At 71.7% G+C, this 22,615-nt stretch carries 19 protein-coding genes, 3 tRNA genes and 1 pseudogene; 13 read left to right on the top strand and 10 right to left on the bottom strand.

Annotated elements, in window-relative coordinates; translation table 11 throughout:
- From LG634_RS33230 to LG634_RS33250, 5 genes and pseudogenes are all read left to right on the top strand, one after another.
- Nucleotides 1–603 (top strand): annotated as a pseudogene (locus LG634_RS33230) (DNA polymerase III subunit gamma and tau); the annotation flags it as partial.
- Nucleotides 604–664: 61 nt separating this feature from the next.
- Entirely contained in the window at nt 665–1,918 is a 1,254-nt protein-coding gene (purD, locus tag LG634_RS33235) for a phosphoribosylamine--glycine ligase (protein WP_226739507.1), read from the top strand.
- Nucleotides 1,919–2,228: 310 nt separating this feature from the next.
- Complete coding sequence (locus LG634_RS33240) at nt 2,229–3,911, top strand: M48 family metalloprotease (protein WP_226739510.1); 1,683 nt, start codon at nt 2,229–2,231, stop codon at nt 3,909–3,911.
- 199 nt (nt 3,912–4,110) lie between these two features.
- Complete coding sequence (locus LG634_RS33245) at nt 4,111–5,622, top strand: N,N-dimethylformamidase beta subunit family domain-containing protein (RefSeq protein ID WP_226739512.1); 1,512 nt, start codon at nt 4,111–4,113, stop codon at nt 5,620–5,622.
- A gap of 75 nt (nt 5,623–5,697) precedes the next feature.
- Entirely contained in the window at nt 5,698–6,600 is a 903-nt protein-coding gene (locus LG634_RS33250; protein WP_226739514.1) for a phosphoribosylaminoimidazolesuccinocarboxamide synthase, read from the top strand.
- 46 nt (nt 6,601–6,646) lie between these two features.
- Here LG634_RS33250 and LG634_RS33255 read toward each other — a convergent pair.
- From LG634_RS33255 to LG634_RS33290, 8 genes are all read right to left on the bottom strand, one after another.
- Nucleotides 6,647–6,719, bottom strand: a tRNA-Gly gene (locus LG634_RS33255).
- Nucleotides 6,720–6,741: 22 nt separating this feature from the next.
- Nucleotides 6,742–7,353, bottom strand: a complete 612-nt coding sequence (locus tag LG634_RS33260; protein WP_226739516.1) for a response regulator transcription factor — start codon at nt 7,351–7,353, stop codon at nt 6,742–6,744.
- On the bottom strand, nt 7,350–8,582 hold the full coding sequence (locus tag LG634_RS33265; RefSeq protein WP_226739518.1) for a sensor histidine kinase: 1,233 nt from the start codon (nt 8,580–8,582) through the stop codon (nt 7,350–7,352). Before LG634_RS33265 ends, LG634_RS33260 begins: the two co-directional genes overlap by 4 nt.
- Before the next feature lie 79 nt (nt 8,583–8,661).
- Nucleotides 8,662–9,426 (bottom strand): ABC transporter permease, encoded by a 765-nt coding sequence (locus LG634_RS33270; RefSeq protein ID WP_226739520.1) that lies wholly within the window; start codon nt 9,424–9,426, stop codon nt 8,662–8,664.
- Nucleotides 9,423–10,346 carry an ABC transporter ATP-binding protein gene (locus tag LG634_RS33275; RefSeq protein ID WP_226739522.1) on the bottom strand — a complete coding sequence of 308 codons (924 nt, stop codon included), beginning with the start codon at nt 10,344–10,346 and terminating at the stop codon, nt 9,423–9,425. Before LG634_RS33275 ends, LG634_RS33270 begins: the two co-directional genes overlap by 4 nt.
- A gap of 328 nt (nt 10,347–10,674) precedes the next feature.
- A tRNA-Gly gene (locus LG634_RS33280) sits at nt 10,675–10,747 on the bottom strand.
- 79 nt (nt 10,748–10,826) lie between these two features.
- Nucleotides 10,827–10,898 (bottom strand) — tRNA-Gly (locus LG634_RS33285).
- Between the two features lie 88 nt (nt 10,899–10,986).
- Nucleotides 10,987–11,304, bottom strand: coding sequence for a histone-like nucleoid-structuring protein Lsr2 (locus tag LG634_RS33290; RefSeq protein ID WP_226739524.1), 318 nt, complete (start codon nt 11,302–11,304; stop codon nt 10,987–10,989).
- Nucleotides 11,305–11,630: 326 nt separating this feature from the next.
- Between LG634_RS33290 and purS the strand changes: the two genes are divergently transcribed.
- From purS to purM, 7 genes are all read left to right on the top strand, one after another.
- Nucleotides 11,631–11,882 carry a phosphoribosylformylglycinamidine synthase subunit PurS gene (gene purS / locus LG634_RS33295; protein ID WP_008740952.1) on the top strand — a complete coding sequence of 84 codons (252 nt, stop codon included), beginning with the start codon at nt 11,631–11,633 and terminating at the stop codon, nt 11,880–11,882.
- A 2-nt stretch (nt 11,883–11,884) separates the two neighbouring features.
- On the top strand, nt 11,885–12,589 hold the full coding sequence (gene purQ, locus LG634_RS33300) for a phosphoribosylformylglycinamidine synthase subunit PurQ (RefSeq protein WP_226739525.1): 705 nt from the start codon (nt 11,885–11,887) through the stop codon (nt 12,587–12,589).
- Nucleotides 12,586–14,835 (top strand): phosphoribosylformylglycinamidine synthase subunit PurL, encoded by a 2,250-nt coding sequence (purL, locus tag LG634_RS33305; protein WP_226739527.1) that lies wholly within the window; start codon nt 12,586–12,588, stop codon nt 14,833–14,835. Before purQ ends, purL begins: the two co-directional genes overlap by 4 nt.
- Before the next feature lie 96 nt (nt 14,836–14,931).
- Complete coding sequence (locus LG634_RS33310) at nt 14,932–15,726, top strand: maleylpyruvate isomerase family mycothiol-dependent enzyme (RefSeq protein ID WP_226739529.1); 795 nt, start codon at nt 14,932–14,934, stop codon at nt 15,724–15,726.
- A gap of 94 nt (nt 15,727–15,820) precedes the next feature.
- Nucleotides 15,821–16,630, top strand: coding sequence for an META domain-containing protein (locus LG634_RS33315; RefSeq protein ID WP_226739530.1), 810 nt, complete (start codon nt 15,821–15,823; stop codon nt 16,628–16,630).
- A gap of 242 nt (nt 16,631–16,872) precedes the next feature.
- Nucleotides 16,873–18,390: an amidophosphoribosyltransferase gene (gene purF / locus LG634_RS33320; protein WP_226739532.1), complete on the top strand. Its 1,518-nt coding sequence runs from the start codon at nt 16,873–16,875 to the stop codon at nt 18,388–18,390.
- A gap of 37 nt (nt 18,391–18,427) precedes the next feature.
- Nucleotides 18,428–19,522: a phosphoribosylformylglycinamidine cyclo-ligase gene (gene purM / locus LG634_RS33325; RefSeq protein WP_226739534.1), complete on the top strand. Its 1,095-nt coding sequence runs from the start codon at nt 18,428–18,430 to the stop codon at nt 19,520–19,522.
- A gap of 230 nt (nt 19,523–19,752) precedes the next feature.
- Here the strand turns inward: purM and LG634_RS33330 are convergent, their stop codons facing one another.
- Nucleotides 19,753–20,019: a DUF3073 domain-containing protein gene (locus LG634_RS33330; protein ID WP_226739536.1), complete on the bottom strand. Its 267-nt coding sequence runs from the start codon at nt 20,017–20,019 to the stop codon at nt 19,753–19,755.
- Nucleotides 20,020–20,303: 284 nt separating this feature from the next.
- Nucleotides 20,304–21,410: a Leu/Phe/Val dehydrogenase gene (locus LG634_RS33335; RefSeq protein WP_226739538.1), complete on the bottom strand. Its 1,107-nt coding sequence runs from the start codon at nt 21,408–21,410 to the stop codon at nt 20,304–20,306.
- A 143-nt stretch (nt 21,411–21,553) separates the two neighbouring features.
- Here LG634_RS33335 and LG634_RS33340 point away from each other — a divergent pair, with 143 nt between their 5' ends.
- Entirely contained in the window at nt 21,554–22,393 is an 840-nt protein-coding gene (locus LG634_RS33340) for a DUF8083 family protein (RefSeq protein WP_226739540.1), read from the top strand.
- Nucleotides 22,394–22,615: the final 222 nt, after the last annotated feature.

The raw sequence follows: 22,615 nt of genomic DNA on the forward strand, positions 1-22,615 counted from the left end.
GCCGCGCCCTCCGCCGCCATGGCCCAGGGCGCCGGCCAGGTGCAGGCCATGTGGCCGGGCATCCTGGAGGCCGTCAAGAACCGCCGGCGCTTCACCTGGATCCTGCTGAGCCAGAACGCGCAGGTCACCGGCTTCGACGGGACCACCGTCCAGCTCGGCTTCCCCAACGCCGGCGCCCGCGACAACTTCGCGAGCAGCGGCAGCGAGGACGTCCTCAAGGCGGTCCTGGCCGAGCAGTTCCAGGTGAACTGGAAGATCGACGCCGTGGTCGGCGGCGGCGGCGGACCGGCCCCCGCGTCCGGCTACGGCGCCCCGCCGGCGCCCGCGTACGCCCCGCCCGTCCACACCCCGCCCACCGCCGCGGCCCCGCCCCCGGCGGCCCCCGCCCCGGCCGCCGCGCAGCCGTCGGCCATGGCGCAGTCCGCCCCGCCGGCAGCGGCCGTGCAGGCTCCGCCGGCCGCGTACCAGCCGCCGCCCGTGGCCCCGGAGGACGACGTTCCGGAGGACGACGACCCGGACCTCGTGGAGAGCGCCCTGACCGGCCACGACCTGATCGTGCGCGAGCTCGGCGCCACTGTGGTGGAGGAATATACGAACGAGTAGCCGCCCGCGTTTGGGGTGCCCGCACAAGGGGCACTCCGCCGCGCGGGCTAGGCTGCTCACCGTGAAGGTCCTCGTCATCGGCGGCGGCGCCCGCGAACACGCCCTGTGCCGCTCTCTGTCCCTCGACCCCGACGTCACCGCTCTGCACTGCGCCCCCGGCAACGCGGGCATCGCAGAGGTGGCCCGGCTGCACCCGGTCGACGCCCTCGACGGTGCCGCCGTGGCCGCCCTGGCCGGTGAGCTGGAGGCCGACCTGGTCGTCATCGGGCCGGAGGCCCCGCTGGTGGCCGGGGTCGCCGACGCGGTCCGCGCGGCCGGCATCCCCTGCTTCGGCCCGTCCGGCGAGGCGGCGCAGCTGGAGGGCTCCAAGGCCTTCGCGAAGGACGTGATGGCCGGCGCCGGCGTGCCGACCGCCCGCTCCTACGTCTGCACCACCCCGGCGGAGATCGACGAGGCGCTCGACGCCTTCGGCGCGCCCTACGTGGTCAAGGACGACGGCCTGGCCGCCGGCAAGGGCGTCGTCGTCACCTCCGACCTCGCCGAGGCCCGGGCGCACGCCCTCGCGTGCGAGCGCGTGGTCATCGAGGAGTACCTCGACGGCCCCGAGGTCTCGCTGTTCGCCATCACCGACGGCACCACCGTGCTGCCGCTCCAGCCCGCGCAGGACTTCAAGCGCGCGCTCGACGGCGACCTCGGCCCCAACACCGGCGGCATGGGTGCCTATTCGCCGCTGCCGTGGGCCGACCCCAAGCTCGTCGACGAGGTCCTGGAGACCGTCCTCCAGCCGACCGTGGACGAGCTGCGCCGCCGCGGCACCCCGTTCTCCGGCCTGCTGTACGCCGGTCTGGCGATCACCGGCCGGGGCGTGCGGGTCATCGAGTTCAACGCGCGCTTCGGCGACCCCGAGACCCAGGTGGTGCTGGCCCGGCTGCGCACCCCGCTCGCCGCCGTGCTGCTCGGCTCCGCCAACGGCACCCTCGACACGCTGCCGCCGCTCGCCTGGCGCGAGGACGCGGCCGTGACCGTGGTCGTCGCGGCCCACAACTACCCGGGCACCCCCCGCTCCGGCGACCCGATCGAGGGCCTCGACGAGGTGGCCGCCGAGGACGGGCCGCAGGCGTACGTCCTCCACGCGGGCACCCGGCGCGAGGGCGACGCCGTGGTCAGCGCGGGCGGCCGGGTGCTCTCGGTCACCGCGACCGGATCCGATCTGGCGCAGGCCCGCGAGCGCGCGTATAAGGCCCTCGGCCGGATCCGCCTCGACGGCTCGCAGCACCGCACGGACATTGCGGAAAAGGCCGCCGAAGGCAGCTGAACCCCGGCGGTACCGCGCCGAACAGCGCCGGACCACCCCACGCACACACGTACGGGCCCGGAGCGCACACCATGCGCCCGGGCCCGTACGTACGTCTGCATCCGGCCGCCCAAGACCGCATCCAGCTTTACCCAAAGCCATTCCATCGGGTGACGCTGAGCCGTCCGGCTGACGGGTGCCGAACTCCCAACTATGGTGCCGCGCAAGGATTCCGGCACTTGGCCCACCGGCATTGCGATGTCGGTGACGGGTGCCACTCTGGGGGAGTGAGCAAAGCCGCCGCAGGGCACCGAGGGGGTGACGTCCGGCCGTGTCCGGAACCGGGCTGGGTATCGAGGTGGGCGCGTTGAGCGCGCGTGCCGGCGCACTCGCCGTGCTGCGACTGCGCAGCCGGGCGACGGCGCTGGCCGTGCTGCCCGCTGCCCTGGCGGTCGTACTGGTCGCCGCACGGGTCACCGGGCGGCTGACGGGCGACCTCTGGCAGGGCGTGATCGTCGCGGTCTGCGCGGCCGCCGCCGTGGTGGCCGTCGTCGCCGGCGTGTTCGCCGCCGTCGTACGGCACGCCAGCCCCGCGGTGACCCCCACCGTGCCGCTGGCCGAGGAGGCGGCCCCGGACCTCTACCGGCTGGTCCGCGACCTCGCGGACCGGATGGACGTCCCCGCGCCCTCCGCCATAGCCCTCACCCCGGACTGCGACAGCTGGCTGGAGGACCGCACCCACCACACCCACCGCGGCCGCGGGTCCGCGCCCGGCCGCGGGCCGGCCGGCGCGGACGCGGCACCGGTCCTCGTGATCGGCACCCCGTTCCTGTGGTGGATGCGGGTCGCGGAGCTGCGCGCCGTCCTGGCCCCCGTGGTCGCCGGCACCGGCCCCTCCGCCCAGCCCGACATAGCCGCCGCCCGCCGCTTCGTCCGCGGCCTCGACGCGGCGGTCGCGGTGGGCGAGCGGCCCGGCCTCGGCTGGGTGGCCCGGATCGGCCGCGCGCTGCTGGGCCGGTGCGGGCAGGACGCGGCCGAGATGGAGCGCGGGGTCGCCACCGCGGCCTCCGAGCGTGCCCAGGCGGTCGACTACGGACTGCGGATCGTCGCCCAGGAACAGGTCGGGCTGGCCTACGCGGGCTGGGACCGGCTGCTGACCCGGGTCGCGCTGCCCGCCTGGCGGATGGGCCGCTGGCCCTCCCAGCTGGACGTGGGCGTGGTCGCGGCCCTCACCGAGCTGTCCCGCCGCGACCGGCTCGCGGAAGGGTTCGCGAGCCGGCTGGGCGAGCGGCCCGCCTGCGACCTGCTGGAGCAGCCGGGTGCGGTGGACGAGGCCGCCTCGCTGCTCGCGGCCCGCCTGTTCCACGGCGGCCCGGCCCAGCCCGGCCCCGACTGGGCGCCGGTCGACTGGGAGGCGTATCCGGAGGAGGTCGTGGACCGGAAGTGGCGCACCGAGGCGGCCCGCCTGCACCGCGCCCTGGACGCCCTCACCCTGCCCGCGGGCACCCCCCGCCCGGCCGCGCCCTCCGCCGCCCCGGTGCCGGCCGGCCCCCGGCAGGTACCGGCGGCGGACACCCCGCAGCCGGACGGGCTGCCCGCGCCCACCCTGGAGCGGGTCTTCGCCCACCTGGCCGGCGCCGACGACACGGTGCGCGAGGTGCTGGCCGGCCGGCTCAGCGGAGACGTGGCGCGGGCCGAGGCCGCGGCGCCCGGCCCGGTGCCCGCCCGCGGGTCGGACGCCGTACCGCTGTTCCCGCTGCAGCCGCCGCGCAGCGGCCGCGACCTGCTGGCCGACCACGTAGCGGCGATGGTCTGCTGCGCCGCCGTGGACTATGCGGGGGGTGCGCCCGGTCTGGACTGGCTGGACGGGCCCGTCCTGCTGCTCGCCGGAGAGCGCCGGGCCGATCTCACGTCCCGGGTGCTGTCGCTTGTCGAGGACGGCGATCCGGAACCGCTGCGGGCCTGGCTCACAGAGACCGGCGTACGGGCGGAGAAGCCGGTCAGGCTGGTGTGAACCCCCTTCCGGGCCGGGCTTGCGGGCCCTGTCCGGAACCCCGTCCGCGCCTCCCCGCATCCGGATTCACATGTTCCGGTCTCGTCAATTCGCGACGAACGGTGACGAAGTGAGTGCGTTATGTGATGTGCTGGGACCGGTAGCGGACATCCGCGTACCGCAGCGGCAGTCGTTCGGGGGAGCGAGGGAGGGGAGCGGAATGGGTGCGGACCAGATCCGGCGCTGGGAGTCGGGCGCTCTCGCACACGCGGTGACCGACCCGTTCGGACAGGGCCCGCTCCCCTGGTTCCGAGGCAGCGAGCTGTACTTCGGCGACACCGGCCAGATGGTGCCCTGGTACGTCGACCAGGCCGCGGCGGCCGGCACCGGCGCGGGATCCGGCACCGGGCGCACCCCGGGCACGGTCCCCGCCCCCCGGGCCGGCGGCCCCCGCACCGCCGACGACGTGCACCGCCAGATCAAGGGATTCAGCTCCACCGGCGGCGTCGCCCCCGGCGAGGCCATCGACTTCCACATCACCGTCGACCCGCCCCAGCAGTTCTCCGTCGACATCTACCGGATCGGCCACTACGCCGGCGACGGCGCCTCGAAGATCCACTCCAGTCCGATGCTGTCCGGCATCGTCCAGCCCGCGCCGCTGGCCGCCGACCGGACCGTCTCCTGCCACCACTGGTGGCTGTCCTGGCGGCTCCAGGTCCCGTCGTACTGGAACCCCGGCGCCTATGTGGCCGTGCTGACCACCGTCGACGGCTTCCGCTCGCACATCCCGTTCACCGTCCGCGACGACCGCCCCGCCGACCTGCTGCTCCTGCTGCCCGACATCACCTGGCAGGCGTACAACCTCTACCCCGAGGACGGCCGCACCGGCGCCAGCCTCTACCACGCGTGGGACGAGCAGGGCCGGCTGCTCGGCGAGGAGGACGCGGCCACCACCGTCTCCTTCGACCGCCCCTACGCGGGCGCCGGCCTGCCCCTCCATGTGGGCCACGCCTACGACTTCATCCGCTGGGCCGAGCGCTACGGCTACGACCTCGCCTACGCCGACACCCGCGACCTGCACGCCGGCCGCGTCGACCCCACCCGCTACCGCGGCCTGGTCTTCCCCGGCCACGACGAGTACTGGTCGGCCCCCATGCGCCGGGCCGCGGAGACCGCCCGCGACGCCGGCACCTCCCTGGTGTTCCTGTCCGCCAACACCATGTACTGGCAGGTCGAGCTGTCCCCGTCGCCCTCCGGGGTCCCGGACCGGCTGCTGACCTGCCGAAAACGCCGCGGGCCGGGCCGCCCCGCCCTCTGGCGCGAGATCGACCGCCCCGAGCAGCAGCTCCTCGGCATCCAGTACGCCGGCCGGGTCCCCGACCCGGCCCCCCTGGTCGTCCGCAACGCCGGGCACTGGCTGTGGGACTCCACAGGCGCCGGCGAGGGCGACGAGCTGGACGGCCTGGTCGCCGGCGAGGCCGACCGCTACTACCCCCGCACCCAGCTCCCCGAGCACCACAACCGCATCCTGCTCGCCCACTCTCCTTACCGGGACAGCGAGGGCACCCGCAGGCACCAGGAGACCTCCCTCTACCGGGCTCCCAGCGGTGCCCTCGTCTTCGCCTCCGGCACCTTCGCCTGGTCACCCGCCCTGGACCGCCCCGGACACGTCGACGGGCGCATCCAGCGTGCCACCGCCAACCTCCTCGACCGGATCTGCAAGCGCGACTGACCGCCCCCGTTGGGCGTGATCACCGGCGGGTGCGCGAGAATCGGTGTGCTTCATACAGAACCACAGGGAGAAACCGTGTCCGGATTCGTCGAAAAGCCCGAGCCGGTTCAGGTTCCGGGCCTCGTTCACCTCCACACCGGCAAGGTGCGCGAGCTCTACCGGAACGAGGCCGGTGAGCTCGTGATGGTGGCCAGCGACCGCATGTCCGCCTACGACTGGGTGCTCCCCACCGAGATCCCCGACAAGGGCCGCGTCCTCACGCAGCTCTCCCTGTGGTGGTTCGACCAGCTCGCCGACCTGGTCCCGAACCACGTGATCAGCACCGAACTCCCCGCCGGCGCCCCCGCCGACTGGGCCGGTCGCACCCTGATCTGCAAGAACCTCGACATGGTCCCCGTCGAGTGCGTGGCCCGCGGCTACCTGACCGGCTCCGGCCTCACCGAGTACGAACAGACCCGCACGGTCTGCGGACTCGCCCTCCCCGAGGGCCTGGTGGACGGCTCCGAGCTGCCCGCGCCGATCTTCACCCCGGCCGCCAAGGCCGCCGTCGGCGAGCACGACGAGAACGTCACCTACGAGGAAGTGGCCCGCACCACCGGCGCCGAGACCGCCGCCCTGCTCCGCCAGACCACCCTCGCCGTCTACTCCCGCGCCCGCGACGTGGCGCGCGAGCGCGGCATCATTCTCGCGGACACCAAGTTCGAGTTCGGCTTCGACGGCGACACCCTCGTCGCCGCCGACGAGGTGCTCACGCCCGACTCCTCGCGGTTCTGGCCCGCCGACGAGTGGCAGCCCGGCCGCGCCCAGGCCTCGTACGACAAGCAGTTCGTCCGCGACTGGCTGACCTCGCCGGCCTCCGGCTGGGACCGCAAGAGCGAGCAGCCGCCGCCGGCGCTGCCCACCGAGATCGTCGAGCAGACCCGCGCCAAGTACATCGAGGCGTACGAGCGGCTCACCGGCCTCGCCTGGAACCACTGAGACACGAAGAAGGCCCCGGTCAGGTGACCGGGGCCTTCTTCATCGGAGCGGACGACGAGATTCGAACTCGCGACCCTCACCTTGGCAAGGTGATGCTCTACCAACTGAGCCACGTCCGCATGCGCCGTAGCGCGATGCCCACTATACCCAACCTCGCTGCCGGGCGAGACGCACTGCCGTGTGCCGGTTCTCGGCACCGAGCTTCGAGGCGGCCGAGGAGAGGTAGTTCCGGACCGTCCCCTGCGACAGCCCGGCCCGCTCCGCGATCTCCGCAACGGGCGCTCCGTCGGCCGCGAGTTCCAGCACTTCGGCCTCCCGCGCGGTCAGCGGTGAGTCCCCCGCGCTGATCGCGTCGGCCGCCAACTCCGGGTCCACATAACGCCCTCCGGCCTGCACGGCCCGGATGATCTCGGCGAGCTGCTGCGCCGAAACGGTCTTCGGTGCGAACGCCCTCACGCCGGCTGCAAGCGCCCGCTTCAGGTGCCCCGGCCGGCCGTGACTGGTCACGATCATGGTCTTGCAGCCGGGGAGTTCGGAGCGCAGTGATGTGGCGACGCTCACACCGTCCGCTCCCGGCATCTCGAGGTCCAGCACCGCCACATCGGGCCGGTGCGCCCGCGCCATCGCCAGCGCCTCCGGACCCGAGGCGGCCTCCGCGACCACCAGCAGGTCGCTCTCCAGGGAGAGAAGGGCGGCCAGTGCCCCGCGGATCAGGTGCTCGTCGTCCGCCAGCAGGACCCGTACGGTGCTCATGCCGCGGCCCCCTGAGCCGGGATCTCGGCGCGCAGCCGGAACCGGCCGCCGGGCAGCGGACCGGCTTCCAGCGTGCCGTCGAGGACGGCCAGCCGCTCCCGCAGCCCCGCCAGCCCCGAACCGGATCCGCCGGCCGGCGGACCGGACGGCACCCCGTCGTTCTCGACCACCAAGGTCAGGGAGTCCCCCGCACTCCCCGACAGCCCGATGGTGCAGCTCCGTGCGTCCCCGTGCCGGAGGATGTTCGTCGCGGCCTCGCGCACCACCCAGCCGAACGCCGACTGGATCTCGGCGGGCAGCTCGGTGTCCGCCGGGACGTCCACCCGGCAGTCGATGCCGGCGGCCGTGAGCACCCCGCGGGCTCCCTCCAGTTCCACCACCAGGTCGGCCTCGCGGTATCCCCGCACCACGTCCCGCACCTCGCGCTGGGACTCCTGGGCAATCCGCTGTACCTCGATCATCTGCTCCACTGCCTCGGGGCGTTCACGCCGTGCCAGTTGCACCGCGAGTTCGCTCTTGAGCGCGATCACCGCGAGATTGCGGCCCATCACGTCGTGCAGGTCCCGGCCGAACCGCAACCGCTCCTCGGCCACTGCGAGCCGCGCCTGCAACTCCCGGGACCGGTCCAACTCCCACACCGTACGCACCAGCCACGCCGAGAACCCGCAGGTGAAGGCCAGGAGCGCGGACCCGAGCAGCACCCCCACCCCGTAGCCCACGGACTCCGCCCCGGGCACCCCCGCGGCCAGGGCCGCGACGGCCGTCACCAGACCCGAGACCGGCACCGCCAGCGCCATCTCCCGGACCCGCCGCAGCACCAGCACCAGGGCGCCGACGCCGAAGCACACCATGCCGCCCACCAGCGTCGGCCCGGTCGTGGCGTTCGGGACCCGGCCGATCTCCCCGGTGCCCCGCAGCACCAGCAGCGCGATGACGGCCGCCGCCGTCACGCCGATCAGCGCACCGGCCGCCTTCACCGGCCGCGGCCCCCGCTCCAGCACCCAGTTCAGGGCCTTGCCGCAGACCACTCCGCACAGCACCGACTGCAGGGTGGCGACCAGCGCCAGCGCCGTGGCCAGCGGGATCGGAATCCGCTCGACGTCGACGAAGGGCGCGGGCACCACGAGGGTCAGCTCGATCACGGCGAAGAACAGGAACGACCAGCGCGTGTACAGCTCGACCTTGGCCGCCTGCCCCCGGTTCTTCCACCAGCCGGTCAGCTTCGACATCGTCCCGTCCCCCCGGCCGCCCCGCCCGTACGTGCGGCTGGTCGTGCAGTCCCCGCCCCGCGGGCCGTCCCGCGAGGTCCTACCGGCGCGGTTCCCACCGGAACCACCGCCGGACAGCAAACACGGTGATCACGATCCAGGCCAGCGCTGTCAGCGCCGCACCCAGCAGCTCCCCGGCCCCGGTGCCTCCCGTCCAGCCGGCCCGTATGAGCTGCATCGCCCCGCTCAGCGGCAGCAGTTCACACACATCGGCCACCCGGTCGGGCAGCACGTCCGTCGGCAGCATCATCCCGGAACCGATCGCCGACAGCAGGAAGAACGGCAGCGTGGTGATGCCCGCGCTCTCCACGTTCCGCGTGATGGCCGTGGTCAGGGCGGCCGCCGGCACGAGCAGGACCACGGCGACGACGAGTCCGGCGACCAGCAGCAGCGGCTGTTCGGGTGCCCCCAGGCCGAGGACGATCGCCCCGCCGGCCGTCAGCAGCAGGACCTGGAGGAGCGCCAGGACCACGGCCGGCAGCGAGCCGCCCGCAAGGATCTCGAGATCGGTGGCCTCCCCGGTGCGCAGCCGCTTGAGCACGAGCTCCTCGCGCCGGGCGGTGAACGCGGACACCAGGGCCATGTAGACGACGAGGATGAGGACCATCCCGGTCCCGCCGATCATCGTGGCGGCGCCGGCGCCCATCGGCAGGTCGCCGGGACCTATCCCGGAGAGGGAGGAGCGCAGGACGGAGATCATCGCGACCGGCATCAGCAGGGCGATGAACAGGTTGTTCTTGTTGCGGGCCAGGAGCGTGAGCTCGGCTCGTCCCAAAGCGGCCAGGCGGCCGTACGCGATGCTCATCGGACACCTTCCGGGGTGCGGGCGGCGATCTCCAGGAACGCCTCTTCGAGGGAGGCCGAGCGGGCGTCCAGCCCGTCCAGCCGGACGGCCGACTCCTCGGCCCAGCGGAGCAGTTCGGTCAGCGACTCCTGGAGCCGGTTCGTGCGGATCTCCACGGCCGGGCCGTCCGCGGCGGCCCGCAGGCCGAGCGGCAGGGCGGCCGGGGAGACGCCCTCGGGCAGCCGGAAGCGGATCCGGGCCGGCTGGGCGGCGGTGACCTCGGCCGGGGTGCCGGCCGCGACGATCTCGCCGCCGTGCAGGATCGCCAGCCGGTCGGCCAGCTCCTCGGCCTCCTCCAGGTAGTGCGTGGTGAGCAGCACCGTCGTGCCGGCGTCGCGCAGGGAACGGACCAGCCGCCAGGTGTCGCGGCGGCCCTCGGCGTCCATGCCGGTGGTCGGCTCGTCGAGGAACAGCACTTCGGGGCTGCCGAGCAGGGCGAGTGCCAGGTCGAGCCGGCGGCGCTCGCCGCCGGACAGCTGCTTGACCCGTATCGCGGCCCGGGCGGTCAGCCCGACCTGCTCCAGGACCTCGGCGGCGGGCCGGGCCCCGGTGGTGCAGCCGGCCCACATGCGGAGGGTCTCGCCGACCGTGAGGTCGGCGGGGAAACCGCCCTCCTGGAGCATGACTCCGGTCCGGGGCCGGACCAGGGCCCGCTCGGCGTACGGATCGTGGCCGAGGACGCGGACCCGGCCGGAGGACGGCCGGGCCAGGCCTTCCAGGACCTCCACGGTCGAGGTCTTGCCGGCGCCGTTGGTGCCGAGCAGGGCGAAGATCTCGCCGCGGGCGACGGTGAAGGAGATGCCGCGGACGGCCTCGAAGCCTCCGGAGTAGCCGCGGCGGAGGCCTTCGGCCTCGATCACGCAGGGGTCGTTGTCAGTCATGACTTCAGATTCCCGGCGGATCCGGGGCCTCGGCAGTGCGCGGTGTCATCAGCCCCGATGACATTTGTCATGAGCGGGATGCACCCCATCCCGACCCTGACCACACGGGCCCGTCGGCAAACGTCGTGGCACCGGCAATCAGTCCGGCCCGTCGGCGGCCATCACGGCCCCTGACCACCCCGACCCACCGGCAGACTCCGTCTCCACCAGCAGATTCGCATCGACCGGCAGACTCCGTCTCCACCAGCAGATTCGCATCGACCGGCAGACTCCGTCTCGACCGGCAAACGCAGAAGGCCCCAGTCTTTCGACTGGGGCCTTCTCTCTGAGCGGACGACGAGATTCGAACTCGCGACCCTCACCTTGGCAAGGTGATGCTCTACCAACTGAGCCACGTCCGCATGCCGCCGATCGGCTTTCACCGGTCGGTGCGAGCACCACTCTACCCGATCCACCGGAGTGGTTGGTAAAGCGATGCAGAGCGGGTGACAGGAATCGCACACTGCGCCTCCCCCCTGGAAGGGGGGTGTTCTGCTACTGAACTACACCCGCACGACCTTCGAGGCTTTGACCTGCGGTCTCGCCCCTCGGCGTGATCCACACACTAGCGGACCGACCGGGGTGCTTGGCAAATCGGTGGTCAGTGGGCCTCGTTGTAGGCCTCGTAGACCTTCTTGGGGATGCGGCCCCGGGGCGGGACGTCGAGGCTGTGCGACCGGGCCCAGGCGCGGACGACGGCCGGGTCCGGGGCGAGCGAGGTGTGCTTGTAGGTCTTGCCGGACCGGGCCTGCCGGCGGCCCGCCGCCATGTAGGGCGCAAGGCTCTTGCGGAGCTTCTTCGCGTTGGCGAGATTCAGGTCGATCTCGTACGACTTACCGTCGAGACCGAAGGTCACGGTTTCCGCCGCCTCCCCGCCGTCGATGTCGTCGGAGATTGTCACCACTACGCGCTGCGCCACGGATATCGGTCCCTTCGCGCGACCTTCGCCACCCGCTTCTGACGTGCGGCGATGTCGACTGTATGGCTGTTTCGGAACAATGCGTCTTTGTGCCGCAAACCTTGTGGATTCCTTTGTACCTCGAATACCGCGGCATTGTGAAGCCCAATTAATGCCGCCCGCGTGTCCCGCCGCAATCCCGGCCGTGCTGCTTTCCTGTCGATTTTGAGGAGTGTTGGTGAAGGCGAAAGCGGAGGGTTGTGTGAACGTACAGATCGTCTACCCGCGTAGAAATTTCGGGCGGGTACGCTGATGACACCGCCTTCGCACCAACCACCACACCGGGAGTGCCAGTGGCACGCGTCGTAGTCGACGTCATGCTCAAGCCCGAGATCCTCGACCCCCAGGGCCAGGCGGTGCAGCGTGCACTGCCGCGCCTGGGCTTCGAGGGGATCGCGGACGTCCGTCAGGGCAAGCGTTTCGAGCTGGAAGTCGAAGGGCCGGTCGACCAGGCCGCCCTCGACCGCATCCACAAGATGGCCGAGACGTTCCTCGCCAACACCGTCATCGAAGACTTCACCGTGAAGGTCGAGGCCTGACGGTGACCACTCGCATCGGAGTCGTCACGTTCCCCGGAACGCTCGACGACCGTGACTCGCTGCGCGCCGTCCGCCTCGCGGGCGCCGAGCCGGTCTCGCTGTGGCACCGCGACAAGGACCTGCACCAGGTCGACGCGGTCGTCCTCGCGGGCGGGTTCTCGTACGGCGACTACCTGCGGGCGGGCGCCATCTCCCGCTTCTCGCCGGTGATGGAGACGATCATCGAGCAGGCGAAGGCGGGCATGCCCGTCCTCGGCATCTGCAACGGCTTCCAGGTCCTCACCGAGGCCCACCTGCTGCCGGGCGCGATGCTGCGCAACAACCACCTGCACTTCATCTGCCGCGAGCAGCGCCTCCGCGTCGAGAACGCAGAGACGGCCTGGACCGGCGACTACGAGCAGGGCCAGGAGATCGCCGTCCCGCTCAAGAACATGGACGGCCGCTACGTCGCCGACGAGCGCACGCTCGACGAGCTGGAGGCGGAGGGCCGGGTCGCGTTCCGGTACCTGGCCCGCGGCGAAGCCGCTGACGGGTACGGCAACCCGAACGGCTCGCTCCGCGACATCGCCGGCATCACGAACGAGGCGGGCAACGTCGTCGGTCTCATGCCGCACCCCGAGCACGCCGTCGAGCCGCTGATCGGGACGGGCCGCACCGACGGCCTGCCGTTCTTCACCTCGGTCCTGAAGAAGCTGGTAAGCGCATGACCCTCGACACCGTCAAGCACGCCGCGGAGACCCCGGACGCCTCCCAGCCCTGGAAGGAACTCGGCCTCAAGGAGGACGAGTACGACCGGATCCGCGAGATCCTCGGCCGCCGCCCCACCGGTGCCGAGCTCGCCATGTACTCCGTCATGTGGTCCGAGCACTGCTCGTACAAGAGCAGCAAGGTCCACCTGAAGCAGTTCGGTGAGAAGGCCCCCGAGAACGACGCCATGCTCGTCGGCATCGGCGAGAACGCCGGCGTCGTCGACGTCGGCCAGGGCTACGCGGTCACCTTCAAGGTGGAGTCCCACAACCACCCGTCGTACATCGAGCCCTACCAGGGCGCGGCCACCGGCATCGGCGGCATCGTCCGCGACATCCTCGCGATGGGCGCCCGCCCGGTCGCCGTGGTGGACCCGCTGCGCTTCGGCGCGGCGGACCACCCGGACACCAAGCGCGTGCTGCCCGGCGTCGTCGCCGGCATCGGCGGCTACGGCAACTGCCTGGGCCTGCCGAACATCGGCGGCGAGGTCGTCTTCGACGAGTGCTACCAGGGCAACCCGCTGGTCAACGCCGGCTGCATCGGCGTCATGAAGCACGAGGACATCCACCTGGCCAAGGCCTCCGGCCCCGGCAACAAGGTGATCCTCTACGGCGCCCGCACCGGCGGCGACGGCATCGGCGGCGTCTCGGTCCTCGCGTCCGAGACCTTCGACGACACCAAGCCCACCAAGCGCCCCGCGGTCCAGGTCGGCGACCCGTTCCAGGAGAAGCTCCTCATCGAGTGCACCCTGGAGATCTTCAAGGAGAAGCTGGTCGCGGGCATCCAGGACCTCGGCGGTGCCGGCCTGTCCTGCGCCACCTCCGAGCTGGCCTCCGCCGGTTCCGGCGGCATGCGCGTCGACCTCGACACCGTCCCGCTGCGCGACGCGACCCTCTCGCCCGAGGAAATCCTCATGAGCGAGTCGCAGGAACGCATGTGCGCGATCGTCGAGCCGCAGCACGTCGAGCGGTTCCTGGCGATCTGCGAGAAGTGGGACGTCATCGCCACCGTCATCGGCGAGGTGACCGACGGCGAGCGCCTGGAGATCTTCTGGCACGGCGAGCAGATCGTCGACGTGCCGCCGGGCACCGTCGCCCACGAGGGCCCGGTCTACCAGCGTCCGTACGAGCGCCCCTCCTGGCAGGACGCGCTGCAGGCGGACGACGCCGGCAAGCTGCCCCGCCCGCAGAGCTCCGAGGAACTGCGCAAGCAGGTCCTCGCGCTGGTCGGCTCCCCGAACCAGGCGTCGAAGTCGTGGGTCACCGACCAGTACGACCGCTTCGTGCAGGGCAACACCGTCCTCGCGCAGCCCGAGGACGCCGGCATGGTCCGCATCGACGAGGAGAGCAACCTCGGCGTGGCCATGGCGACCGACGGCAACGGCCGGTACGCCAAGCTCGACCCGTACACCGGCGCGCAGCTCGCGCTGGCCGAGGCGTACCGCAACGTCGCCGCGACCGGTGCCAAGCCGCTGGCCATCTCCGACTGCCTGAACTTCGGCTCGCCCGAGGACCCGGCCGTCATGTGGCAGTTCGCCGAGGCCTGCCGCGGTCTGGCCGACGGCTGCCTGGAGCTCGGCACCCCGGTCACCGGCGGCAACGTCTCCCTGTACAACCAGACCGGCGACACGGCGATCCACCCGACCCCGGTCGTGGCGGTCCTCGGTGTGATCGACGACGTCAACCGCCGTACGCCGATGGCGTTCGCGGAGCAGGGCCAGCTGCTGTACCTGCTGGGCGACACCCGCGAGGAGTTCGGCGGCTCGGCCTGGTCCCAGGTCGTCCACGACCACCTCGGCGGTCTGCCGCCGAAGGTCGACCTCGGACGCGAGAAGCTGCTCGCCGAGATCCTCATCTCGGCCTCCCGCGACGGCATGGTGGACGCCGCCCACGACGTCTCCGACGGCGGCGTGGTGCAGGCGCTCACCGAGTCCTGCCTCAAGGGCGGCAACGGCGCGCGCGTGATCGTGCCCGAGGGCCTGGACGCCTTCACCTTCCTGTTCTCCGAGTCGGCGGGCCGGGCCATCGTGTCCGTGCCGCGCAGCGAGGAACTCCGCTTCACCGACATGTGCGGCGCCCGGGGCCTCCCGGCCACCCGCATCGGTGTCGTGGACGGCGACGCGATCGAGGTCCAGGGCGAGTTCACGCTCCCGCTGGCCGAGCTGCGCGAGGTCCACGAGGCGACCATCCCGGGGCTGCTCGCGTAAGGCGGCCGGACCCGGAACGTGCCCCGCTCTCCCCGACGGGAGGGCGGGGCACCGCCGTTTCCGCCGCTCCCGCAGCCGCGGACTACGCTCGGCCGCATGCCGACCGCCAGGAAACCCAAGACCCGCAGTTACGACCCCGCGAAGATCCGGGCGGCGGTGTCCGCGCAGTTCGGGCACGTCACGGCCGCCGTCCGCGGGCTGACCGCGGAGCAGCTCGCGCTCCCCACCCACCTCGGCGAGTGGACCGTACGGGACCTGGTCGCGCACATCGCCTGGGTGATCGACTCGGCGGCGGCTGCGGCCGAGCGGCCGGAGCCGGCGAAGGCCGAGGTCACGGCGGTGCAGTGGCCGTTCGCGACGGCTCCGCTGGCGGGCGGGATCGCGGCGGCGGCCAAGGAGTTCCCGCTGGAGGGGGCGGCGGAGGCCGCGTACGGGCGGGCCGCGGACCGGCTGGCCGCGGTGCTCGGCGCGCTGCCCGGCAGCCGCCCGCTGGCGCTGCGGATCGGGGCGATGACCCTGGACGACTTCATGGTGACGCGGACCGTCGAACTGGTGGTGCACACCGACGACCTGAACCGGGCCGCCGGCCTGGAGATCCCCTTCGACCGGCAGGCGCTCGCGGCCTGCACCCGGCTGCTCGCGGACGCCCTGTCGGTGAAGGCGCCGGGCGGTTCGGTCGAGGTGCGGATCCCGCCGTTCGCGGTGGTCCAGTGCATCGAGGGCCCCCGGCACACCCGCGGTACGCCGCCGAACGTGGTGGAGACCGACCCGTTGACCTGGGTACGACTGGCCACCGGACGCACCGGCTGGGCGGCGGAGGTCGACGCGGCGAAGGTCGGCGCGAGCGGTGAGCGGGCCGACCTGTCGGCGGTCCTGCCGGTGCTGGGCTGACCTCCCCGGCGGCGACGGGCCTGCCCGGCCGGCCGTTCCGGAAGGCTTCGGGAACGGTGCGGAACCGGCCGGGCCGCGGGCACGTCACAGGGGCATGCGAATCCTCCGACTTGCCCCTGCGGCCCTCGTCGCCGCCCTCGCCCTCACCGGCTGCGGCAGCACCGGTTCGGATGCCGCCGGTGCCGGCTCGGCCCCTGCGGAGGCCCTGACCGGAGTCAAGTGGAACGTCGAGAGCATCAAGGCCGGCGGCAAGGAGACCGCCGCGCCCCCCGGCGTCGACCTGCTTGTGGAAGGGAAGGCGGCCAGCGGCAACTACGGCTGCAACCGCTTCCAGGCCGACGTCACGCTGTCCGGCGACAAGCTGACCGTGAAGCCCGGCCCGACCACCACCATGGCCTGCGACGCCATGGAGTTCGAGACCCTGTACTCCGAGACCCTGGACGGCGAGCTCACGGTGAAGACCGCCGGCGAGCGCCTGACCCTGACCAACGCCAAGGGCGATGTCATCACCCTGACCTCCAAGGCCGTCGCCCCGCCGAAGGCCGCCCCGCTCAAGGGCACCAAGTGGACCGTGGACGCGCTGGCCGCGGGCAGCTCCCCGATGGACAGCGTCAACTCCGTGCCCGGGGGCGCGTCCCACTTCACCATCGCCGAGGACGGTACGGTCACCGGCAACCTCGGGTGCAACACCTTCCGCAGCACCGCGAAGGTCTCCGGCGACTCGGTCACGTTCGGCGCGCTGTCCGCGACCCGCAAGGCGTGCAAGGGCGCCGAGGGCGAGACCGAGAAGGCCATGACCGAACTGCTCGGTTCCGGTCCGCTGAAGTCGAAGGTGGACGGAAACACGCTCACCCTGACCGCCGAAAGCGGCAAATCGCTCGGCGCGAAGGCCGGCGAGAAGTAGCCTCGGGCGCGCTTTGCTCTTCGTAGGAAAATACAGGGGCTGATCGTTGCGGACTGGCCGCCCCACCTGGGGCGGCAGTCCGTGACGGGGCGTGCCGCCGAAGGGACCCTGTGCATTCCTTTTGTGTGTTCCGACAAGGGAATCCGGACCCTAAGTGAGGAGTGTCGTCACCCTCTGTGCTGTGACATTTCCCGGGTATCCCCAATTCGGACCAGTGGTCGATCTCGCCTACACTTCAAGACGTGCCTCGTGGTGATGGACGACTCAACCACGACCTGCTCCCCGGCGAGAAGGGCCCCCAGGACGCTTGCGGCGTCTTCGGTGTCTGGGCTCCGGGTGAAGAGGTCGCCAAGCTCACCTACTTCGGACTGTATGCACTGCAGCACCGCGGACAAGAGTCCGCGGGCATCGCTGTGAGCAACGGTTCCCAGATCCTCGTCTTCAAGGACATGGGCCTCGTGTCCCAGGTCTTCGACGAAACCTCTCTCGGCTCTCTCCAGGGCCACATTGCGGTCGGTCACGCCCGTTACTCGACCACCGGTGCCTCGGTGTGGGAGAACGCGCAGCCCACCTTCCGCGCCACGGCCCACGGCTCCCTGGCCCTGGGTCACAACGGCAACCTGGTGAACACCGCCGAACTCGCCGAAATGGTGGCCGCCCTGCCCCGGCAGGACGGCCGCACCACCCGGGTGGCGGCCACCAACGACACCGATCTGGTCACGGCCCTGCTGGCCGGCCAGACCGATGACGACGGCAAGCCGCTGACCGTCGAGGAATCGGCCCGCAAGGTCCTTCCGCAGGTCAAGGGCGCCTTCTCGCTCGTCTTCATGGACGAGGGGACGCTCTACACCGCCCGTGACCCGCAGGGCATCCGCCCGCTGGTCCTCGGCCGCCTGGAGCGCGGCTGGGTGGTCGCGAGCGAGTCCGCCGCCCTCGACATCGTGGGCGCCAGCTTCGTCCGCGAGGTCGAGCCGGGCGAGCTCATCGCGATCGACGAGAACGGCCTCCGCACCTCGCGCTTCGCTGAAGCAAAGCCCAAGGGCTGTGTCTTCGAGTACGTCTACCTGGCGCGCCCGGACACCGACATCGCCGGCCGCAACGTGTACCTCTCGCGCGTCGAGATGGGCCGCAGGCTGGCGAAGGAAGCCCCGGTCGACGCCGACCTGGTCATAGCGACCCCGGAATCCGGGACCCCCGCGGCCGTCGGCTACGCCGAGGCCAGCGGCATCCCGTACGGATCCGGCCTGGTCAAGAATGCCTACGTCGGCCGGACCTTCATCCAGCCCTCGCAGACGATCCGTCAGCTCGGCATCCGGCTGAAGCTCAACCCGCTCAAGGAAGTCATCCGCGGCAAGCGCCTGGTGGTCGTCGACGACTCGATCGTCCGCGGCAACACCCAGCGCGCCCTGGTCCGGATGCTCCGCGAGGCCGGCGCTGCCGAGGTCCACATCCGGATCTCGTCGCCGCCCGTCAAGTGGCCCTGCTTCTTCGGCATCGACTTCGCCACCCGCGCGGAGCTGATCGCCAACGGCATGTCCGTGGACGAGATCGGCAAGTCGCTGGGCGCGGACTCCCTCGCGTACATCTCCCTCGATTCCATGATCGAGGCGACGACCATCGCGAAGCCGGACCTGTGCCGGGCCTGCTTCGACGGCGTCTACCCGATGGAGCTTCCCGACCCGGAACTCCTGGGCAAGCAGCTGCTGGAGACCGAGCTCCTGGGCGGCACCGACGCCGCCGACGCGCTCCGCCGCCCGTAACTCCCTCACGCAGTACGAACACGAAAGCTCTCACCTCATGTCTGCTGAGTCCCTTGAGCCTGCTCCGCAGGCGGCCACCGGTGCCTCCTACGCCTCCGCGGGCGTCGACATCGAAGCGGGTGACCGCGCGGTCGAGCTGATGAAGCAGTGGGTGAAGAAGACCCAGCGCCCCGAGGTCCTCGGCGGCCTCGGGGGCTTCGCCGGCCTCTTCGACGCGTCCGCCCTCAAGCGCTACGAGCGGCCGCTGCTCGCCTCGGCGACCGACGGCGTCGGCACGAAGGTCGACATCGCCCGCCAGATGGGCGTGTACGACACGATCGGCCACGACCTGGTGGCGATGGTCATGGACGACATCGTCGTCTGCGGTGCCGAGCCGCTGTTCATGACGGACTACATCTGCGTCGGCAAGGTCCACCCGGAGCGGGTCGCCCAGATCGTCAAGGGCATCGCCGAGGGCTGCGTGCTGGCCGGCACCGCCCTGGTCGGCGGCGAGACCGCCGAACACCCGGGCCTGCTGGGACCGGACGACTTCGACGTCGCGGGCGCCGGCACCGGCGTCGTGGAGTACGACCGGCTGCTCGGCGCGGATCGCATCCGTACGGGGGACGCCGTCATCGCGATGGCATCGTCCGGACTTCACTCGAACGGGTACTCGCTGGTCCGGCACGTGCTCTTCGACCGGGCCGGGCTGTCCCTGGACCGGGAGGTCCCGGAGTTCGGCCGCACCCTCGGCGAGGAGCTCCTGGAGCCCACCAAGATCTACTCGCTGGACTGCCTGGCGCTCACCCGGACCACCGAGGTGCACGCGTTCTCGCACATCACCGGCGGCGGTCTGGCGGCCAACCTGGCCCGCGTGATCCCGGACCACCTGCACGCCACGGTCGACCGTTCGACCTGGACCCCGGGTGCCGTGTTCGACCTGGTCGGCAAGGCGGGCCGGGTGGAGCGGCTGGAGCTGGAGAAGACCCTGAACATGGGTGTGGGCATGATGGCCGTCGTCCCGCAGGAGTCCGTCGAGGTGGCCCTGACCACGCTGGCCGACCGTGGGGTCGACGCCTGGGTGGCCGGCGAGATCCTGGACCGCGGCGAGCACACCGAGGGCGCCACCCTCACCGGGGTGTACGCGGTCTGACCTGCGAGGTTCCTCGCACGTTCATCGACATACGGCAGGGGAGCGGGCTGCGGCCCGCTCCCCTGCCGGTCGTTGCAGCAGCCCCTGCCGGCCGTTGCAGCAGCGATCGCCGCGGATGCCCTGCGGCCTCTTGCACGGCCGTACCCGAGCAGCACTGAACCCGGTCCGGGGAAAAGTCCCTGGACCGGGCTCAGACGTTTTTCAGCTGGTCAGCCCGATGTCGAGCCGAGTCAAGCGCCGCGGCGCTGCTGGGTGGGACCGGACTCGTCGTCCTCGTCCTCATCCGTGTTGTACATGTCCGCATAGCGGGCATACGGGTCGTCGTCTTCGTCCTCGAACGGCTCCCCGTTCGGCGGCTGGCTAACCGGCTGGTTAACCGGCTCCGAAGTCGATGCGCCCAGCTCGTTGGCCAGACGTGACAGATCAGTCCCGCCGCTGCTGTACTTCAGCTGGCGGGCGACCTTCGTCTGCTTGGCCTTTGCCCGGCCGCGCCCCATGGCTCGACCCCCTCGGTGACGGGGCTCGACGGCCCCAGAGTCTTGACACGCGTTCATGATTCGGAACGGACTCTCCGTAGAGAGGCCGGTCCGTAGGGCTTCCACGGTACCTGGTTCAGCGGCCATACGGTACGTCGCCCGCATGACGTGCCTCGACGCAGTGCCGGCGAGACGCCCCGTACTCGCTGGTCAGCTGTGATTTTAGCTCCTTATTGACGGACGACCCGCCGAAGCGCAGTGAGTCTCACCACGCAGTGCCCGACGGGCCGTCCGGAGGAGCCGTCCTACGCCGTGCGGGAGGCGCGCGCCTCGGCCATGCGCTGCTCGGCGATGCGGTCGGCGGCGGCGGCCGGCGGGATGCCATCCGACTTCGCGCGGGCAAAGATCTCCAGGGTGGTGTCGAAGATCTTCGTGGCCTTGACCTTGCAGCGGTCGAAGTCGAAGCCGTGCAGCTCGTCGGCGACCTGGATGACGCCGCCGGCGTTCACCACGTAGTCCGGGGCGTAGAGGATGCCGCGGTCCGCGAGGTCCTTCTCGATGCCGGGGTGGGCCAGCTGGTTGTTGGCCGCGCCGCAGACGATCTTCGCGGTGAGCACCGGGACCGAGTCGTCGTTGAGGGCGCCGCCCAGGGCGCACGGGGCGTAGATGTCGAGGCCCTCGGTGCGGATGAGGGTCTCGGTGTCGGCGACCGCGGTGACCTGGGGGTGCTTGGCGATGATCCGGTCCACGGACTCCTGGCGGACGTCCGTGATGACGACCTCGGCGCCGTCCTCGAGGAGGTGCTCGACCAGGTAGTGGCCGACCTTGCCGACGCCGACGACGCCGACCTTGCGGCCGCGGAGGGTCGGGTCGCCCCACACGTGCTGGGCGCTGGCGCGCATGCCCTGGAAGACGCCGTAGGCGGTGAGGACGGAGGAGTCGCCGGCGCCGCCGTTCTCGGGGGAGCGGCCGGTCGCCCAGCGGGTTTCACGGGCCACGACGTCCATGTCGGCGACGTAGGTGCCGACGTCGCAGGCGGTGACGTAGCGACCGCCGAGGGACTCCACGAACCGGCCGTAGGCCAGCAGCAGTTCCTCGCTCTTGAGGACGTCCGGGTCGCCGATGATCACGGCCTTGCCGCCGCCGTGGTCGAGGCCGGCGAGGGCGTTCTTGTACGACATGCCACGCGACAGGTTGAGGGCGTCGAGCACGGCCTCCTCGTCGGAGCCGTAGGCGTGGAACCGGGTGCCTCCGAGGGCCGGGCCCAGGGCGGTGGAGTGGAGGGCGATGACGGCCTTCAGTCCGGTGGCGCGGTCCTGGCACAGCACGACTTGCTCATGGCCTCCCTGCTCCGAACGGAACAGGGTGTGCAGGACGCCGTCGGTCATTTCGGTCACGGTGGTGACTCCCATAAGTGATGCGGCGGGGAAGCCCTCCTGCGGGTGGGGAGGGCGTGTGGGAGCAGCGTAAGACCTGCGGGGCGCCCGTAGGTGCCGGGTGCCGAGGATCACCCTCGGCGGGAGTACGCGTAGCGGCGCGGGCGGTGGGGGAGGAGGTGGGGGTGACCGATTCCCTCACCGTCCCGTATGCCTCCTACCTGCGAGTCTACGAGCCCCTGGCGGCCTTTCCGGAGCCCGAGCGCACCCATTGGTCGGACTACGCCCGGCGGGGCTGCGCGCCCGGCTACCAGGACGAGCTGAGGCGGTCCCTGGCGGACCTGGTGCCGGTGCCGCCGGTGGGGGTGCCGGTGCACGAGAGCGCGGACGCGTTCACGGCGACGGTGGACGGGGTGCTTCTGGTGTGTCCGTGGCGGACCCGGCTGCGGGGCTGGCTGGCGCTGCGCGAGCTGGTGGAGGAGTTCCCGGCGCCGGTGCTGGACCAGGCGCTGCCCCCGGTGGTGCGGCTGCAGGCGCAGGCGGACTACGAGCGGTGGCGGGAGCGGAACCCGGACGCCCGGCCGTGGATCCGGACGGCGGTCTGGCAGGTGCCGCTGCGCTGGTTCGTGCTGGTCGCGGACGAGGAGCGGGAGTACGTGCCGGGGGAGCTGCTGCGGTACCGGACGCCGATGGTGCAGGCCCGGCGGCGGCTGGCGCGGGCGCTGCGGGTGCTGCGGCGCTCGGACGAGGAGCACGGGACCAGTCCGGCGCTTGCGGCGGGGCTGGTCGAAGTGGGCACGTGGCTGGAGGAGTTCCACCCGCGGTCGATGGTCGAAGTGGACTACGGCGGGCTGGTGCACGCGCTGCCGGCGGAGGCGCTGGCCGCCGACCGGTCGGCGGCGGAGCTGGCTGCGGGGCTGCGGGCGCTCGGCGCGGGCGACCCGGAGGGGGCCGGCGAGGTGTACGAGATTCTGGCGGCGCGCTGGCGATCGGTGCGCGAAAGACTGTTCGCCAACTGATGCGGATGCAATGATTCCGCCCATCGGTAACACTCGGGCCTTTGTGCCGGGACCTACGTCCCGATCCGGGCCAATGGCCCAAGCGTGACGGAACGCACTAACTTCACCCTTGCGCCGTTCCCCTACCCTCGTGCCAAAATAGGACAAGGAGTCCGGGGAGGGTTCCTTCCGCCCATCTACGGGCGGAATGCTCGGTAATGCACTCTATGGGGGGTCTTTTGC

The sequence above is a fragment of the Streptomyces bambusae genome, from assembly GCF_020532645.1.
Lineage (GTDB): Bacteria > Actinomycetota > Actinomycetes > Streptomycetales > Streptomycetaceae > Streptomyces > Streptomyces bambusae.